This window comes from Chromohalobacter sp., from assembly GCF_039830575.1.
GTDB classification, from domain to species: Bacteria; Pseudomonadota; Gammaproteobacteria; order Pseudomonadales; family Halomonadaceae; genus Chromohalobacter; species Chromohalobacter israelensis.
In genome coordinates, this window is sequence record NZ_JBDOOX010000014.1 from 14601 (window position 1) to 30302 (window position 15702).

The window sequence follows — 15702 nt, forward strand, 5'->3', positions numbered from 1 at the left end:
CCTTGCAGATACGAACGAGCGCTCAGCCTGCCATGCGCGCGGCCCGCAAACTTGTCGAATCCTGACCCGAGGACGTCCGCATTGGGTGCATTGCCAGCGCATCAGGGACAGGGCAAAGCGAAGGTTTCTGGCCATGGATGGCAAACCTGGTGTCCAGGAACGGGGGCACAGCGCCCTCGCGAAGCCCCGTGGCTGAAAAAACACCGATGAGGCAGCGGCCCTCCCTTTTTCCAGGTCTGCCCAACAAGGCGCATAACGGGCATCATGGTCGCTCATCATCAGGAATGCCGCATGTCTCACGTCGACCTTTCCCAACCGCTGTGGATGCTGCTGATCTTCGTGGCACTGGGCTGGCTCTGCACGCGCCGGCTGGCCATCGACCCGCGCCCCATCGCCACGCTGCTGATCTATCTCATCGCACCGCTGACCTTCTTTCGCGGGCTTTATCTGGGCGAGCCTTCGCCGGCCTTGCTCGGTCTGACGGCCGGCATGTTCGTGCTGGCCAGTCTGCTGTGCCTGGTGACTCATGCCGTGGCGCGGCGTGGGTTCGCTCCGCAGGAGGCCGCCCTGCTGGCGTTCTCCGCGGGTACCGGCAACACCGGTTATTTCGGGCTGCCGCTGGCCATGGTGCTGCTGCCGCCCGAGGGCGTCGCCGCCTATCTGTTCTGCCTGCTCGGCATCACGCTCTTCGAGTTCACCGTGGGCTTCTACATCAGCGCACGGGGCCGATTCTCGGTACGCCAGAGCCTTGGCAAGATCGTGCGTCTGCCACTGGTCTACGCCTTTCTGGCAGCACTCGGCGCCCATCACCTGCCATGGTCGGTGCCTGGTGCGGTGATCGAAGGGCTCGACTACTTTCGTGCCAGCTATACCGTGCTCGGCATGATGATCATCGGCATGACCCTCGGCGGTGTCTCGCTGCGCGAGTTCGATGCCCGCTTTCTCGCCGCCAGCATCGCCGCGCGCTACGTGATGTGGCCGCTGGTGATGCTCGGCCTGGTGCTCGGCCTGCAGGCGACGACAGGGCTCTCGACGACGATGACCGGCGTGCTGCTGTTGCTGGGGGTGGTGCCCATGGCGGCCAATGTCGTGGTGATCGCCATGGAGCTCGACATGCGGCCCGCCAAGGGCGCGATCGCCGTTCTCGTGACGACCGTGGCCGCGCCGCTGGTGATTCCGCCCTACCTCGACATGCTGTGGCGACTCGCGGGCCTCGACTAGACACTGGACGGCTGACGTTGCCGCCACTGGCGCGGCGAGCATGCGTGGTGGGCCCGAAAGGCGTGTGCGAAGTGTGCGCTATCGTGAAACCCGCAGGCTTGTGCAATCTCGGTGAGCGTCAGCCGGGGGTCGCGCATCAGCTCACAGGCACGTTGAAGACGCCGCGCGGTCAACCAGGCGTGCGGGGCGACCCCGGTCAAATGCCGGAAACGGCGTGCGAAGGCGGCCTCCGTCATGTGACAGCGCGCCGCCCAGTCGCGTATCCGCCAGGGATACGCCAGGTCGGCCTCGACTGCCGGCAACAGGTGCAGCAGCCGCAGGCGTGGCGAGGCATGCCGCGTCCGGCCTTGCGCGAGCAGCGCATGCAGACGGGCCGCCAACTGGTCGGGACGCGCCTCGAGGAGCATCTCGCCCCCGCCCAGCGCCGCAGGCGGCAGGCGACGCGGCGCGATATCGGCCAGTCCGGCCGCCTCGCACCAGGCCACGGGCAGATCCAGCACCAGGGTGCGGTTGCGTCCCGGCGCCAGATAGTGATGCTCGCTGCCGCTGGGAATGGCGACCCATTGCCCGGGCTCCACGTGCGCCCCTTCGCCGCCGGCTTCCAGCTCGACGACGCCCTCGAGCCCGATCAGCCACTGATGGAACCCGTGACGATCGGTCAAGACGCGATCCGGATATTCGCGCACCTCCACGCGCGGCATGCCGCCCTCTTCCGTCATGGCATTCCCTCACTCGGCCAGGAACCCGCCGGCCGCCCCATAGACGCCGGCGCCCACCAACGTGGCCAGCCCCACGTTAGGCGTCAAACGCTGCACCAGCAACACCGCCGCCGCGCCCAGCGCCAGGCGCACCCCGCCGCGCCAGTGCGGCGCCTGCCACCACAGGTCGCTCATCGAGAGGACGATCAACGCCGCAATGGCGGCAAGCCCCAGCGCTCCGAGAAAGCGGCTCAGCCAGCCCTCGCCACGCGCCAGGCGCGTTCCGGAGAGCAGCGGCAGATACCGTATCAAGAAGGTGCCCAGGCCCGCCGCGACCACGATGCTCCACCATGTCATGTCGTCGCCTCCTCGGAGCATGCGGGGCGAGGTCGACGGCTGCCCACCGCGGCTCCCGCCAGCATGCCGACCAGCATGGCGACATGCCCCGGCCACCACACCATTCCCAGCAGCGTAGCGCCGGCGGCCACCGCCACCACCGGCCATCGCGCACGACGCCACGCCTGCGCCAGCAAGGCCAGAAACAACGCCGGGAGCACGAAGTCGAGCGCCTGCGCCACGTAGCCGCCATCGCTTGCCCACCCCGCCCCGACACCGGCTCCCAGTGCCGTACCGCCGACCCAGGCCAGATAAGCGCCCGCGGCAAGCCCGAGACACCAGGCGGGGGAGAGGGGCCGGGACGCTCCTTTCGCCATCGCCGTCGCGAAGACCTCGTCGGTCAGCCCGAAGGCCAGCCAGGGCGCCAGGCGGCGCGGCATCGAGGTCAGCCGCGTGGCCAGTGCCGGTCCGTAGAACAGGTGGCGCAGATTCATCATCACCACGGCCGACAATACCGTGAGTCCGCCGCTGCCCGCGGCCATCATCGCCACCATCACGAACTGGCTGGCGCCGGCGAAGACCAGCAACGAAATCGCCACCGCCTGCCACGGCGACAGTCCCGCCTGCACGCTGATCACCCCGAACGAAAACGCGATCGGCGCATACCCCACCGCCAGCGACACGCTGTCACGCAGGCCGCGCCGGCCCGACCGCCACGCCGAGACCGCTACCGCATCATCGCTCATGCGTCCTCCCACTGCTGCGGATAGAGAATCGTCACCATCGCCTGCGTTGCGCCCAGCAAGGCTTCGTAGCGATGGTCGAGATCCGCGTCGAACTCATGCTGTTCGCCCGCGCGGCACACGGCCAGCGCCCGGGGCGTGCCCACGCGCAGTGTTCCCTCCACCACCATGACGCGCTCGCGCACGCCACGCGGATGGCCTCGCGAATGCTTGATTTCGCCCGACGCGAGCTGCATGAGATACACCTCGACCCGCGGCGATTGCCGTCCCCGGGCCACGACCTGCACCTGCCCGCCACCGGGCTCGCCGACCGTCACACCGCCTGTTTTCTCGGCCAGCAGCTCGCTGAACGTCACCCCCAGCGTATTGGCCAGGGTCCAGAGCGTTTCGATGGTGGGATTGCCGCGACCGGCCTCGAGCTGCGAGAGCGTCGACTTGCTGATCGCCGCTCGTTCGGCCAGCGCGCTCAGCGAGTAACCGCGCGCCTCGCGGAGACGGCGCAGGTTGGCGACGATGACGGGAGTCGGTGATGGCATGCGGCATCCATTGAAAAGAACGGTTTCGTTCTTTTTAACGAACGACAGATCAAAAAACAAGGGCGCCCGAAGGCGCCCTTGCCTGCCCGATCACGCCACCTTGGGCGTTTCCTGCTTGGCCAGCAGGAAGAGTCCCAGCGCGATGACCGCACCAATGACGTCGCTGATCAAGCCGGGGTAGATCAGCGTCAAGGCCCCGGCCGCCGCCAGCAGGCGCCAGAAGGGATTGAGAGGACGACGCAGGTAGCCCTCCACCGCCACGGCCAGCAGCAATACCCCGACCACGCCGGTGACGACGACCCACAGGATGTTGGCCAGCGTGGCGTCGATCATCAGCATGCTGTGCGCGAACACGAACATGTAGGGCACCACGAACCCGGCGATGGCCAGCTTCATGGCCTGGAAGCCCGTGGCATTGGGCGAGCCGCCACTGATGCCGGCACCGGCATAGGCAGCCAGGGCCACCGGCGGGGTCAGATTGGCGAACAGCCCGAAATAGAACACGAACATGTGCGCCACGAAGATCGCCGTCTCGTTGCTGCCCGCCAGCTCGCGGAACAGCGGCAGGTTGAGCAGGATCGGCGCCGCCATGGTGCTGGTGATGATATAGGTCGGGATGCTCGGCAGCCCCATGCCCAGCACGATGGACGCGATCATGGTCAGGAACAGGGTCACCAGCAGCTGCAGCATCGGAATGGGAATCTGCTGTCCCAGCGCCACCACCGCGTCGGCGGCTTCCAGGGCGATGCCGGTGAGCGTGGCGATCCCCACGATGATGCCCACCGCGCCGCAGGCCACGGCCACGGGAATGGCATTGCGCACGCCATCGTGCATCGCATCGCGGCAATCGGCGATGTCCATTTTCTCCGCCACCAGGCCGAGCTTGGCACGCAAGGCATTGATCGCCACCGGCACGGCGATGATCACGAACAATGCCCAGCGGCTTGCCGTCATGTCGGGCTGGGCATATCCCTCGAGCAAGGCGCGCCATTGCGGCTCGAAGATCAGCAGCGCCAGAATCGCGCTGACCCCCAGGGTGACACGACGCGTCCCGCAGATCAGCACGGTCGCGGCGATCGACCAGAATGCCGCGAAGAACGGGGCGCGACCGTCGAAGAGCAGCCACAGCAGTACCACCATCGGCACCAGCAGGTGGCCCCGCTTGAGCATGACGGCCTTGAGCGGCGTCAGTTCGGAACGCGGAATGCCCTCCAGCCCGTTGCGCAGGGCGCGCAGATGCACCTGGAACAGGACCCCGAGGTAGAAGAGCAGCGCCGGGATGATGCCGGCCAGGATCACCTGGGTGTAGGGCACCGACAGCACCTCCGCCATGATGAAGGCCGCCGCCCCCATGATCGGCGGCAGGATCTGCCCCCCGACACTGGCCGAGGCCTCGACGGCCCCCGCGAAATTCGGCTTGTAGCCGGTACGCTTCATCAACGGAATGGTGAACGCGCCGGTGGTCACGACATTGGCGATCGCCGAACCATTGATCGACCCCAGAAAGCCGCTGGCGATGACCGCCACCTTGGCCGGCCCGCCGCGGGTATGTCCTGCCACGGCAAGCGCCAGGTCATTGAACAGCTGCCCCAGCCCCGACTTGCCCAGGAAGGCGCCGAACAGGATGAACAGAATGATATAGCTGGCCGATACCCCGATGGCGGTGCCCAGCAGGCCTTCGGTGATGAACACCAGGTGCGACATCACCTGGCGGCCGGTTGCCATGATGATCGTTTCATTCAGCTGTGGATAGAACGACAGCTTGGCGTAGAACCCATACACCAGAAAGATCGTCGCCAGCAGGGTCAGCCCCCAGCCGGTCGCGCGCCGGGTGGCGTCGAGCACCAGCAGGATGGCCAAGAAGCCCACCAGCATGTCGATGTCGTTGATCCGCCCCGCCGAGGCGATGACGCGCTCGGAAACCACCAGCATGTAGACGCCGACACCGAATGCCAGCACCGCGAGGATGGCGTCACCCCACGGCACACGGTCGCGCGCGCCCTTGCGGGTCAGGGGATAGAGGATGAACGTCAGCCCCAGCAGGGTGTAGAGGTGGATGCTGCGCTGCGCCACGTCGACCAGCGGGCCGGAAAACGACGTGTACAGGTGGAACACCGCCAGCACCACCGCCACCACGGTAACGAACTTGAGCACGAAACCGGGCAAGGCGTCGCGCACCAGGCTCTCGCGATCGAACTTTTCCAGCGCTTCCTTGACCGCCTTGTCATCCCCTTCGGCGGCCTGCGCGTATTTCTCATCGGACATGATGACCCTCGTTCCCGTCTTGCGGGAGATTACGACAACCAGGGACGCACCAAGGCCGGCAATGCCTGCCACAGGGGCGCCCTGAGAATGCTGAACGTCAATATCGGTGGGGGCTCGTCATGCGCCAGCGCGAACGTGTGGCCGGCGTAACGCATGCGATAGCGCTCGGCGGCGGCAGCCTGGACGGCGAGCGGGTCGACAACGCGGTCGATCCCCGTCATCACGACCCAGCCATCCTCGAGATGGGTCTCCTTGCCCGCCGAGGCCGGCACGCCCGCGCCGAAGGTCTTGAAGCGGGTACCGGTGATTTCGATGGCGCCATCGCCGGTCACCTCGAACCACTCTTCCCAGTCTTCCTTCTCGACCGAGTGCATCCAGCGCAGCGTAAAGCGCGTGCCTTCCCACCCCGGAAAGGCATACCGCCACTGGGCACCGTCGCGCACCACGAGCCAAGGCAATGGATAAGCAAGCGTGGCGACCATTACGGTCGCCACGGCGAGTGCTATCCAGCCTGTCTTACGTCTCATGCGTATGGCCACTCATGCCTTGCAAGACGGCCATACGCCGAACGAGGGCAGGTTAAGACCCGGTGCCGGCGCTGTCCGCATCCTCGCCATCGCTCGACGCATCGTCTTCGGAGAGGGTGTCGTAGAACGCCTGTGCCCCGGGATGTACCGGCGCCACCAGGTTCTGGTTCATGGTCTCGGGATCGAACTGCTTGAGCGCGCCCACGGAGACGTTCTCGGAATTGAGGTAATCGTAGAAGCGCGCGGTCAGTTCCTCGGCGACGTCATCCCGCATGTCGCTGCCGACGATCAGCATGTTGCGGATCGCCACGGTATCGACTTCCGCATCGAGGTCGTAGCGCTCGGGAGCGCCCGCCGGCAACGTGTAGGTCTCGTAGTACGGATAGGCCTCGAGCAGCTTGTCCGCCACCTCGCCGGTGACCGGCACGAAGGTGATATCGGTGCTCTGCATCAGCCCGGTGATGCTCGAGTTGGGCACCCCGGAAGTAAAGAAGGCCGCATCCAGGTTGCCGTTGCTCATGCCGGTCACGCTATCGGCATAGCCGGTGTGGCTGACCTGGGCCAGGTCGTCGTAGCTGAGCCCCGCGGACTCGATGACCTTGGCCGCGCTTTGCTCGACCCCGGAACCGACCTTGCCGACACCGACGCGCTTGCCCGCGAGGTCGGAGATGCTCTCGATCCCGCTATCCTCGGTGGCCACGACCTGTACCACGTTGGGGTAGAGCCCTGCCAGCGCCTGGATATCGGCCGGCTGCCCGTCGAACTGGTTTTCGCCGTTCACGGCGTCATAGGCGACGTCGCTCATCACGATGGCGACCTGGTTGAGGCCGTCGGTGATGTTGTTGATGTTCTGCACGGACGCCCCGGTCGAGACGACCTGCACATCATCGACCAGATCACTGGCCTCGAAGACGCTCTTGAGCGCGCCGCCGATGGGATAATAGGTACCGCCGGTACCGCCGGTGCCGAAGATCAGGCTGACCGCATCGGCGCTTGCAGTCTGCGTGCCGTCTTCGCCGCTCTCGCCATTGCCGTTGCCGCCATTCCCCTCGGACGCCTGTTCCTGGGAGGTCGTCTCACCGTTCTGCGTCGTCTCGTCGGCATCGCCGCTGTCGTCGCCGCAACCGGCCAGCAAGGCACCGGACAGCCCCAGCGCGGCCGCCAGCATCAAAGTACGAGTCGCCATAGCCAATCATCCCTTGGTTGTCCACGAAATCGTGGTCGTTGAAATATCGACTCCCTAGCTTACGAGGCACGACGAATGGATACCATGTCAGCACCCCACCTTACGACCAAAGTAGTATATGCTCTCGCCGTCGACGGGTTGCCATCAGGCGACGGGCGTCCTACGCAAAAGCCCCGGCGAACCGGGGCTTTGCGGACGATGGCGCGACACACCGCTGCATGTCGCTCGATGCTCGTGTCGAGGCGTCCTCAGAGGCCTGCCGCCTGACGCAGCGCGTCGGCGCGGTCGACCTTCTCCCACGGGAACGCCGTGAAGGTCTCGACATGCTGCTTGCCGCCCACGTCGGTCCAGGTGTAACTGGTCTCGAAGGGCTCGCGGCCGAAGTGACCATAGGCGGCCGTCAGCTGATACATGGGATGCAGCAGGTCGAGCATGCGCGTGATCGCGTTGGGGCGCAGATCGAAATGCTCGCGCACCAGCTCGACGATCTTGGCATCGCTGATCTTGCCGGTACCGAAGGTATCCACCGACACGGAGGTCGGCTCGGCCACGCCGATGGCATAGGAGACCTGGATCTCGCAGCGCTCGGCCAGGCCCGCCGCGACGACGTTCTTGGCCACGTAGCGGCCGGCGTAGGCGGCGCTGCGGTCGACCTTGGAAGGATCCTTGCCGGAGAACGCGCCACCGCCATGACGCGCCATGCCGCCGTAGGTATCGACGATGATCTTGCGGCCGGTCAGTCCGCAGTCGCCCACCGGCCCGCCGATGACGAAGTTGCCGGTCGGGTTGATGTGATACTTGGTGGTCTCGGTCAGCCATTCGGCGGGGATCACTTCCTCGATGATCTCGCGCTTGACCATTTCGCGCAGCTCGTCCTGATCGATGTCCGGATCGTGCTGGGTGGAGAGCACCACGGCGTCGACGGCACAGGGCTTGCCCTGCGCGTCGTAGCGGAAGGTCAACTGACTCTTGGCGTCCGGGCGCAGCCACGGCAGCAGCCCGTGCTTGCGCAGCTCGGCCTGGCGCTCCACCAGCCGGTGCGAGTAATGGATCGGCGCCGGCATGTAGGAATCGGTTTCGTTGGTGGCATAGCCGAACATCAATCCCTGGTCACCGGCTCCCTGATCCTCGGGTTTGGAACGATCGACCCCCTGGGCGATGTCCACGCTCTGCTTGCCGATCAGGTTGAGCACGCCGCAGGTGTTGCCATCGAAGCCCACGTCCGAAGAGGTATAGCCGATATCGTTGATGACGCGACGAACCAGATCTTCCAGGTCGACCCAGGCGGAGGTCGTGATTTCGCCGGCCACGATGGCGACACCGGTCTTGACCATGGTTTCGCAGGCCACGCGTGCCTGCTTGTCGCGGGCGATGATGGCATCCAGCACCGCGTCGGAAATCTGATCGGCGATCTTGTCCGGGTGTCCCTCGGAGACGGATTCGGAAGTAAACAGGGAGTATTCGTTCATGGCGTCCTCGACTCTCTCTATCACGTGCTGGCGAGCCGGAACACGACCGCCATCGAAAGGAGATGAAACTACGCCGCAGGCCACCCGGAATGGCGGGCACGACGCATGACAGGTCCGGCGCGAGACGAAGCCGGCTCGGGGGTGCAGAGTTTACACGCTGGCTGACTAGCTGCCTAGCGATTGGCGACCGGCGGCATTTGATGCCACGCGGCTTCTCGGCGACAATACCCGACCGAATTCCCGGGGCCCGCCGAGGCGGCGTCCCCGCTCGATATCGGCGGCGCTGGAAGAAGCCCGTGCGTACCCGCGTACGGCCATCTCCCCGCGTCGCTTTACCCGATGCCGTAGGCGAGGAGCTGACCAATGCCGTCCCGTTTCGAAATGGCCAATGCCATTCGCGCCCTGTCCATGGATGCCGTCCAGAAGGCCAACTCCGGCCACCCCGGCGCCCCCATGGGCATGGCCGATATCGCGCAGGTGCTGTGGCACGATTACCTCGCGCACAATCCGGCCAACCCGCACTGGGCCAACCGCGACCGTTTCGTGCTCTCCAACGGGCATGGCTCGATGCTGCTCTACTCGCTGCTGCACCTGACCGGCTACGACATCTCGCTGGAAGACCTGCAGAACTTCCGCCAGTTGCACTCGAAGACCGCCGGCCACCCGGAACTCGGCTATGCACCGGGCATCGAGACCACCACCGGCCCGCTGGGCCAGGGGCTGGCCAACGCCGTGGGCATGGCCATCGCCGAGCGCACCCTGGCCGCCCAGTTCAATCGTCCCGGCCATGACATCGTCGACCACCACACCTACGTCTTCGTCGGCGACGGCTGCCTGATGGAAGGCATCTCGCACGAAGTGGCCTCGCTGGCCGGCACCCAGGGGCTGGGCAAGCTGATCGCCTTCTACGACGCCAACGGCATCTCCATCGACGGCGAAGTCGAAGGCTGGTTCACCGACGATACCGCCAAGCGCTTCGAGTCCTACGGCTGGCACGTGGTGCCCAACGTCGACGGTCACGACCCCGAGGCCGTCAAGGCCGCCATCGAGCTGGCCCGCACCAACGACGACAAGCCCAGCATGATCATCTGCAAGACGATCATCGGCTTCGGCGCGCCCAACAAGCAGGGCAAGGAAGAGAGCCACGGCGCGGCGCTCGGCGAGGACGAAGTCGCCGCCGCGCGCGAGCAGCTCGGCTGGTCGCATCCGCCCTTCCACGTGCCCGAAGACATCTACCAGGCCTGGGACGCCACCCAGCGCGGTCGCGAGGCCGAAGCCGACTGGGACGCGCGTTTCGCGCGCTATCAGGCGGCCTACCCGGAAGAGGCTCGCGAACTCGAACGCCGCCTCAAGGGTGAACTGCCGGCGGCGCTGACCAGTGAAAAGCTGATCGAAGAGGCCCAGGAAAAAGGCGAAAGCCTCGCATCGCGCAAGGCATCGCTGGCGTGCCTCAACGAGCTCGGCCCGCAACTGCCCGAACTGCTGGGCGGCAGCGCCGACCTTGCGCCCTCCAACCTGACCTTCTGGAAAGGCGCCAAGGCCATCACGCAGTCCGAGGCCAGCGGCAACTACCTGCATTACGGCGTGCGCGAATTCGGCATGGCCGCCATCATGAACGGTATCGCCCTGCACGGCGGCTTCGTGCCCTACGGCGCGACCTTCCTGATCTTCATGGAATACATGCGCAACGCCGTGCGCATGGCCGCCCTGATGGGGCAGCGGGTCATCCATGTCTTCACCCACGACTCCATCGGTCTGGGCGAGGACGGGCCGACGCACCAGCCCATCGAGCAGCTCACCACCCTGCGCTCGACCCCCAACCTCGCCACCTGGCGCCCCTGCGACGCCGTGGAGACCGCCGTCGCCTGGGACGCGGCTCTCAAGCGCCAGGCCGGCCCCAGCGCTCTGGTGCTCTCGCGCCAGGGATTGCCGCATCAGGCTCGCAGCAAGCAGCAGCTGGCGGATATCGCGCGCGGCGGGTACATCCTGAAGGATAGCCAGGGCACGCCGGCGCTGATCCTGATCGCCACCGGCTCCGAGGTCGGGCTGGCGATGGACGCCGCCGCCGAGCTGGAAAACGCCGGCACGCCGGTGCGCGTGGTTTCCATGCCGTCCACCGACACCTTCGACGCCCAGGACGCCGACTACCGGGAAGCGGTATTGCCCCGTGCCGTCACCGCCCGCCTGGCCATCGAAGCCGGACATCGTGACTTCTGGTTCAAGTACGTGGGCCTCGACGGACGCATCGTCGGCATGACCACCTTCGGCGAATCCGCGCCGGCGGGCGACCTGTTCAAGCACTTCGGCTTCACCGTCGATAATGTCGTCGCCGAAGCCAAGGCGCTGTTGTCGTGAGCGCTGCTGCCTGGCCGCCGGCCAGGCAGTGACTCGGCACCCGTGACTGAAAACGCCCGGCAAGCATGGCTTGCCGGGCGTTTTCGTTGGGGCCGCGTGTCCGCGGCATCGCCGTCCAGATCAGTCGTCGAGATAGGCGGCATGCAGGACACGGTCAGCATGCCCCAGCCGGCTGGACGCCGTATTGTGCTGGTGCCAGTAGGGATACAGCAGCGCCGGACGGCTGACTTTCTCGATGGCGGCGATCTCGTCGGGCCCGAGCGTGAGCTCGGCGCTCGCCAGGTTGTCCTTGAGCTGCTCATCCTTGCGGGCGCCGATCACCGCAGTGGACACGCCGGACCGGGTCAGCGTCCAGGCCAGCGCCACCTGGGCGGCGGACACGCCGTGCCCGTCCGCCACCTCGACCAGCACGTCGATCAAGTCGAAGAGCCGGTCCTCATCGTGGATCGGCGGCTCGGTCCAGCCCTGACTGAACCGCGTGCCATCGAGATGGCGCTGGTCGCGGCGATACTTGCCCGAGAGCAGGCCGCCGGCCAGCGGGCTCCAGACCATGGTGCCAAGCCCCTGGTCGACGGCCGCCGGCATCAGTTCGTACTCGGCGTCGCGAGCCTGAGCGGTGTAGTGGATCTGCTGGCAGATCGGTTTGATGAAGTCGTGCCGCTCGCAGACCTGAAGCGCCTTCATGACGTGCCAGGCGGACCAGTTGGAAACGCCGTAATAGCGAATCTTGCCGTCGCGCACCAGCTGATCCATGGTGGCCAGCGTTTCTTCCAGCGGCGTGCTGCCATCCCACTGGTGCATGAGGTACAGATCGAGCCAGTCGGTCCGCAGACGCCGCAGGCTGGCCTCGCACTGGCGCAGGATATGGTGACGCGACAGCCCCTCGTCATTGGGGCCGTCCCCCATCGGGAAACGCACCTTGCTGGCCACCAGCACCGACTCGCGCCGGTCCGCGAGTACCTCGCCGAGGATCTCCTCGGAGCGCCCCTCGGAATACATGTTGGCGGTATCGAAGAAGTTCACGCCCCGCTCGGTAGCCATGTCGACCTGGCGCTTGGCACCGGCGAGATCGGTCTCGCCGACGCTGGCCATCTTGCCGACGCCGCCGAAGGTCATGGTGCCCAGCGTCAGTGATGATACGCGCAGACCGGACTGGCCGAGATGACGATACTCCATGCTGACTCTCCTGATTGATGACGAAATGGCGACCGTCACCTGCATCTCGCGTGAAGACGGCCGCCCGGGCGACGATCAGCCCTCCCGCGCGGGAGGTGCCATGAACTCGGGGCCCACGGGGTCTGTGACGTGCTCGTCGATGATGGCATCGATATCGCGCAGATCGCTGGCAGTCAGCGACCAGCCGTCAAGGGCGTCCAGGGGCGCCACCTGGTCCGGGCGCCGCGCTCCCCACAGAGCGATGGCATTGGGATGGGAGTCGAGCACCCAGCGCACCGCCAGGGCCAATACCGGCTTGTCGTGACGCTCGCGGGCGAGCTGCGTCAGCGCCTCGACCGCCGCCAGGTACTGCGTGAAACGGGGGGACTGGAACTTGGGATCGGATTGACGCAGATCGTCGCCGGTGAAGGCCGAATCCGCGTGCATCTTGCCCGTCAGCAGACCGCGGCACAGCGCACCATAGGCCAGAAAGACCAGCCCCTCGCGCCGCGCATAGGGAATGATGTCGCGCTCGGCGTCGCGCTCGAACAGGTTGAGCGGCGGCTGCACGCTGTGCAGCGGCGCCACCCGGCGAAAGGCATCGCACTGCTCAGCGCTGAAGTTGCTGACGCCGATCGCGCGGATCTTGCCGTCACGATAGAGGCGCTGCATGGCGCTGGCGGTTTCTTCCATCGGCACACGGGGGTCCGGCCAATGGATCTGGTACAGATCGATCGCTTCGGTGCGCAGGCGCCGCAGCGAGTCTTCCACTTCCTTTTCGATGCGCGCCGCCGAGGCATTGCGGACCACGCCGTCGCTGCCTTCCTGCCACTCGAGCGCCGTCTTGGTGGCGAGCACCACCTTGTCACGCTGCCCGTACTCGGCCAGCGCCCGACCGACGACCTCCTCGGAATGCCCGAACCCATAGGCCGGCGCGGTATCGATCAGCGTAATGCCGCGATCCAGGGCGGCATGAATGGTACGCACCGCATTGGCGTCATCGGCACCGCCCCATTTCCAACCACCGATGGCCCAGGTGCCGAGCCCCACTCGTGATGGCGTGAGGTCGGTCCCCGGTATGGTGATGCTTTCCATGTTGCTCTCCTTTGCCTGTCGACGGCATGCGTGCCGCTGCCTCGAAACGCTATCAAGCGTGGTCGCCGGCGGTGGCTTTGACAAGCAACGAATTCTGGCCCTAGGCTAAGCGCAACTTATCCTGGGGGAGCCGAACATGGCGCGAACGCTTCCGCCTCTGGGCGCGCTGCACTGCTTCGAGATGGCAGCGCATCACGGCAGCTTCGCGCGCGCCGCGAAGGCACTCACCCTCACACCGGCGGCCGTCAGTCAGCAGATACGCCAGCTCGAGTCACGCCTGGGCACGACACTGTTCCTGCGCCACCCACGCAGCGTCGAGCTCACGCCCGCCGGCAGGGAATACGCCACCGCCATCGGCCTGGCCCTGGATCAGATCGCCGTGGCCACCGAGCGCGTCGTCGGACACCATGCGCCGCACCGGCTGACGATTGCGACCACCCCTGCCTTTGCTGCCAAGTGGCTGGTCTCCCGCCTGATCGATTTCCAGGGCCGGTACCCGGACCTCGAGGTGCGTCTGGTCACGTCCAACTCCCTGGCCGATATGGCACGCCAGGACATCGATGTCGCGATACGTTACGGGCAGGGCCGGTGGCCGGGCCTGGAAGCCACGCCGTTGATGCATACCGACCTGTTTCCGGTATGCAGTCCTGCGCTGCTCGCTCGGGGCCCCTCGCTCATCCGACTGTCGGACCTGCGAGAACATGTCCTGCTTAGGCTCATGCACGATGAATGGCCCACCTGGCTACGCCACATGGGGATATTGGAGGGGGAAGAGCTGGAGACCGGCGAATGGCGTCCGGGTCCCCGCTATGCCGACGCGGGGCTGATGATCCAGGCGGCCCTCGCCGGCCAGGGCGTGGCACTCGGCCAACGCGTGCTGGTGGCCGACGATCTCACCGCGAAGCGGCTCGTGCGTCCTTTCGAGGCCACGTTGCCCAGCGCCCAAAGCTATTGGCTGGTCATGCAGCCCGGCAATGCCGGGCTGCCCAAGGTGCGCGCCTTCCAGGCATGGCTGGACGAGGCGGTCAGCACGTGGCGTCTATCGATCACCGCCGATGGTGGCGCGGCTCAGAACGCCCAGTCTTCGTCCTCGGTGCGCTCCGAACGCCCGATGACGTAGGAAGAACCGGAGCCGGAGAAGAAGTCGTGGTTTTCCTCGGCTCCCGGCGAGAGCGCCGCCAGGATCGCGGGATTGACCGCTTCGGTGGCGCCGGGAAACAGCGGCTCGTAGCCCAGGTTCATCAACGCCTTGTTGGCGTTGTAATGCAAGAACGCCTTGACCTCTTCGGTCAGCCCCACGTCGTCGTAGAGCGATTCGGTGTAGTGCACCTCGTTGTCGTAGAGCTCGAGCAGCAGGTCGAAGGTGGCATCCTTGATCTCCTGCTGGCGCTCGGCACTTTCCCTGGCCAGCGCCTGCTGGAACTTGTAGCCGATATAGTAGCCGTGGACCGCCTCGTCGCGAATGATCAGGCGAATCAGGTCGGCGGTATTGGTCAGCTTGCCGCGACTGGCCCAGTACATCGGCAGGTAGAAGCCGGAGTAGAACAAGAACGACTCGAGGAACACGCTGGCGACCTTGCGCATCAGCGGATCGTCCATGCGGTAGCGGTTGAGAATCAGCTCGGCCTTGTTCTGCAGGTGCGGATTCTCCTCGCTCCACCGGTAGGCGTCGTCGACGTCGCGGGTGGCGCACAGCGTCGAGAAGATCGAGCTGTAGGAGCGCGCGTGCACCGACTCCATGAAGCTGATGTTGGTGAACACCGCCTCCTCGTGGGGCGTCACGGCGTCCTCGATCAGCGTCGGTGCGCCGATGGTTCCCTGGATGGTGTCGAGCAGCGTGAGCCCCGTGAAGACACGGATGGTCAACGTCTGCTCCTGCTCGGTCAACGTGTTCCACGCGCTCACGTCGTTGGACAGCGGCACCTTCTCGGGCAGCCAGAAATTGGCGGTGAGACGGTTCCAGACCTCGAGGTCCTTCTCGTCCTGCAGACGGTTCCAGTTGATGGCATCGACGCGCGTCAGGTGACGCGGTGTCGCGGTAGCGGTCATGGCGGTTCTCTCATTGCCGACGGCGAGGCTGGCCGGTCGCCACGCCTCGCCGATGATCGTGATGGAA

General features: G+C 66.0%; 14 protein-coding genes. 3 read left to right on the forward strand and 11 right to left on the reverse strand.

What is annotated here, in order from left to right; genetic code table 11:
* Positions 1–291 precede the first annotated feature (291 nt).
* On the forward strand, positions 292–1221 hold the full coding sequence (locus tag ABGX75_RS13940) for an AEC family transporter (RefSeq protein WP_011505701.1): 930 nt from the start codon (positions 292–294) through the stop codon (positions 1219–1221).
* Here the strand turns inward: ABGX75_RS13940 and ABGX75_RS13945 are convergent.
* The 8 genes from ABGX75_RS13945 to metK form a co-directional block, all read right to left on the reverse strand.
* The gene (locus tag ABGX75_RS13945) at positions 1218–1940 is read right to left on the reverse strand and encodes an AraC family transcriptional regulator (RefSeq protein WP_244846464.1); all 723 of its coding nucleotides are present in this window, start codon (positions 1938–1940) and stop codon (positions 1218–1220) included. The two genes, ABGX75_RS13940 and ABGX75_RS13945, sit on opposite strands and share 4 nt — an antisense overlap.
* Before the next feature lie 9 nt (positions 1941–1949).
* Positions 1950–2276, reverse strand: a complete 327-nt coding sequence (locus ABGX75_RS13950; RefSeq protein ID WP_035414804.1) for an AzlD domain-containing protein — start codon at positions 2274–2276, stop codon at positions 1950–1952.
* Positions 2273–3001, reverse strand: coding sequence for an AzlC family ABC transporter permease (locus ABGX75_RS13955; protein ID WP_011505698.1), 729 nt, complete (start codon positions 2999–3001; stop codon positions 2273–2275). The genes ABGX75_RS13950 and ABGX75_RS13955 overlap by 4 nt, the downstream gene beginning before the upstream one ends.
* A complete protein-coding gene (locus tag ABGX75_RS13960; protein WP_347411050.1) occupies positions 2998–3534 on the reverse strand; it encodes an XRE family transcriptional regulator in 537 nt (178 codons plus the stop codon). The genes ABGX75_RS13955 and ABGX75_RS13960 overlap by 4 nt, the downstream gene beginning before the upstream one ends.
* A gap of 90 nt (positions 3535–3624) precedes the next feature.
* Entirely contained in the window at positions 3625–5799 is a 2175-nt protein-coding gene (locus tag ABGX75_RS13965; RefSeq protein ID WP_011505696.1) for a TRAP transporter permease, read from the reverse strand.
* Between the two features lie 29 nt (positions 5800–5828).
* A complete protein-coding gene (locus tag ABGX75_RS13970; RefSeq protein WP_347411051.1) occupies positions 5829–6326 on the reverse strand; it encodes a DUF1850 domain-containing protein in 498 nt (165 codons plus the stop codon).
* A gap of 52 nt (positions 6327–6378) precedes the next feature.
* On the reverse strand, positions 6379–7512 hold the full coding sequence (locus ABGX75_RS13975; RefSeq protein WP_035414812.1) for a TAXI family TRAP transporter solute-binding subunit: 1134 nt from the start codon (positions 7510–7512) through the stop codon (positions 6379–6381).
* Between the two features lie 248 nt (positions 7513–7760).
* Entirely contained in the window at positions 7761–8981 is a 1221-nt protein-coding gene (gene metK, locus ABGX75_RS13980; RefSeq protein ID WP_128689768.1) for a methionine adenosyltransferase, read from the reverse strand.
* Positions 8982–9344: 363 nt separating this feature from the next.
* Here metK and tkt point away from each other — a divergent pair, with 363 nt between their 5' ends.
* Positions 9345–11336 (forward strand): transketolase, encoded by a 1992-nt coding sequence (gene tkt, locus ABGX75_RS13985; protein WP_011505692.1) that lies wholly within the window; start codon positions 9345–9347, stop codon positions 11334–11336.
* Between the two features lie 120 nt (positions 11337–11456).
* Here tkt and ABGX75_RS13990 read toward each other — a convergent pair whose 3' ends face one another.
* Together ABGX75_RS13990 and ABGX75_RS13995 are read right to left on the reverse strand one after the other, a co-directional pair.
* Positions 11457–12512 (reverse strand): aldo/keto reductase, encoded by a 1056-nt coding sequence (locus ABGX75_RS13990; RefSeq protein WP_035414816.1) that lies wholly within the window; start codon positions 12510–12512, stop codon positions 11457–11459.
* Between the two features lie 75 nt (positions 12513–12587).
* Positions 12588–13586, reverse strand: coding sequence for an aldo/keto reductase (locus ABGX75_RS13995; RefSeq protein ID WP_347411052.1), 999 nt, complete (start codon positions 13584–13586; stop codon positions 12588–12590).
* 136 nt (positions 13587–13722) lie between these two features.
* Here ABGX75_RS13995 and gcvA point away from each other — a divergent pair, with 136 nt between their 5' ends.
* A complete protein-coding gene (gene gcvA / locus ABGX75_RS14000; protein ID WP_179152612.1) occupies positions 13723–14706 on the forward strand; it encodes a transcriptional regulator GcvA in 984 nt (327 codons plus the stop codon).
* Here the strand turns inward: gcvA and nrdF are convergent.
* Positions 14655–15635 (reverse strand): class 1b ribonucleoside-diphosphate reductase subunit beta, encoded by a 981-nt coding sequence (nrdF, locus tag ABGX75_RS14005; RefSeq protein ID WP_011505688.1) that lies wholly within the window; start codon positions 15633–15635, stop codon positions 14655–14657. The two genes, gcvA and nrdF, sit on opposite strands and share 52 nt — an antisense overlap.
* Between the last annotated feature and the right edge of the window lie 67 nt (positions 15636–15702).

Excerpts from the sequence above, each read along its gene's own strand:
- ABGX75_RS13940 (WP_011505701.1), top strand. The coding sequence starts at position 292 with ATGTCTCACGTCGACCTTTCCCAACCGCTGTGGATGCTGCTGATCTTC.
- ABGX75_RS13945 (WP_244846464.1), bottom strand. The coding sequence starts at position 1,940 with ATGACGGAAGAGGGCGGCATGCCGCGCGTGGAGGTGCGCGAATATCCG.
- ABGX75_RS13950 (WP_035414804.1), bottom strand. The coding sequence starts at position 2,276 with ATGACATGGTGGAGCATCGTGGTCGCGGCGGGCCTGGGCACCTTCTTG.
- ABGX75_RS13955 (WP_011505698.1), bottom strand. The coding sequence starts at position 3,001 with ATGAGCGATGATGCGGTAGCGGTCTCGGCGTGGCGGTCGGGCCGGCGC.
- ABGX75_RS13960 (WP_347411050.1), bottom strand. The coding sequence starts at position 3,534 with ATGCCATCACCGACTCCCGTCATCGTCGCCAACCTGCGCCGTCTCCGC.
- ABGX75_RS13965 (WP_011505696.1), bottom strand. The coding sequence starts at position 5,799 with ATGTCCGATGAGAAATACGCGCAGGCCGCCGAAGGGGATGACAAGGCG.
- ABGX75_RS13970 (WP_347411051.1), bottom strand. The coding sequence starts at position 6,326 with ATGAGACGTAAGACAGGCTGGATAGCACTCGCCGTGGCGACCGTAATG.
- ABGX75_RS13975 (WP_035414812.1), bottom strand. The coding sequence starts at position 7,512 with ATGGCGACTCGTACTTTGATGCTGGCGGCCGCGCTGGGGCTGTCCGGT.
- metK (WP_128689768.1), bottom strand. The coding sequence starts at position 8,981 with ATGAACGAATACTCCCTGTTTACTTCCGAATCCGTCTCCGAGGGACAC.
- tkt (WP_011505692.1), top strand. The coding sequence starts at position 9,345 with ATGCCGTCCCGTTTCGAAATGGCCAATGCCATTCGCGCCCTGTCCATG.
- ABGX75_RS13990 (WP_035414816.1), bottom strand. The coding sequence starts at position 12,512 with ATGGAGTATCGTCATCTCGGCCAGTCCGGTCTGCGCGTATCATCACTG.
- ABGX75_RS13995 (WP_347411052.1), bottom strand. The coding sequence starts at position 13,586 with ATGGAAAGCATCACCATACCGGGGACCGACCTCACGCCATCACGAGTG.
- gcvA (WP_179152612.1), top strand. The coding sequence starts at position 13,723 with ATGGCGCGAACGCTTCCGCCTCTGGGCGCGCTGCACTGCTTCGAGATG.
- nrdF (WP_011505688.1), bottom strand. The coding sequence starts at position 15,635 with ATGACCGCTACCGCGACACCGCGTCACCTGACGCGCGTCGATGCCATC.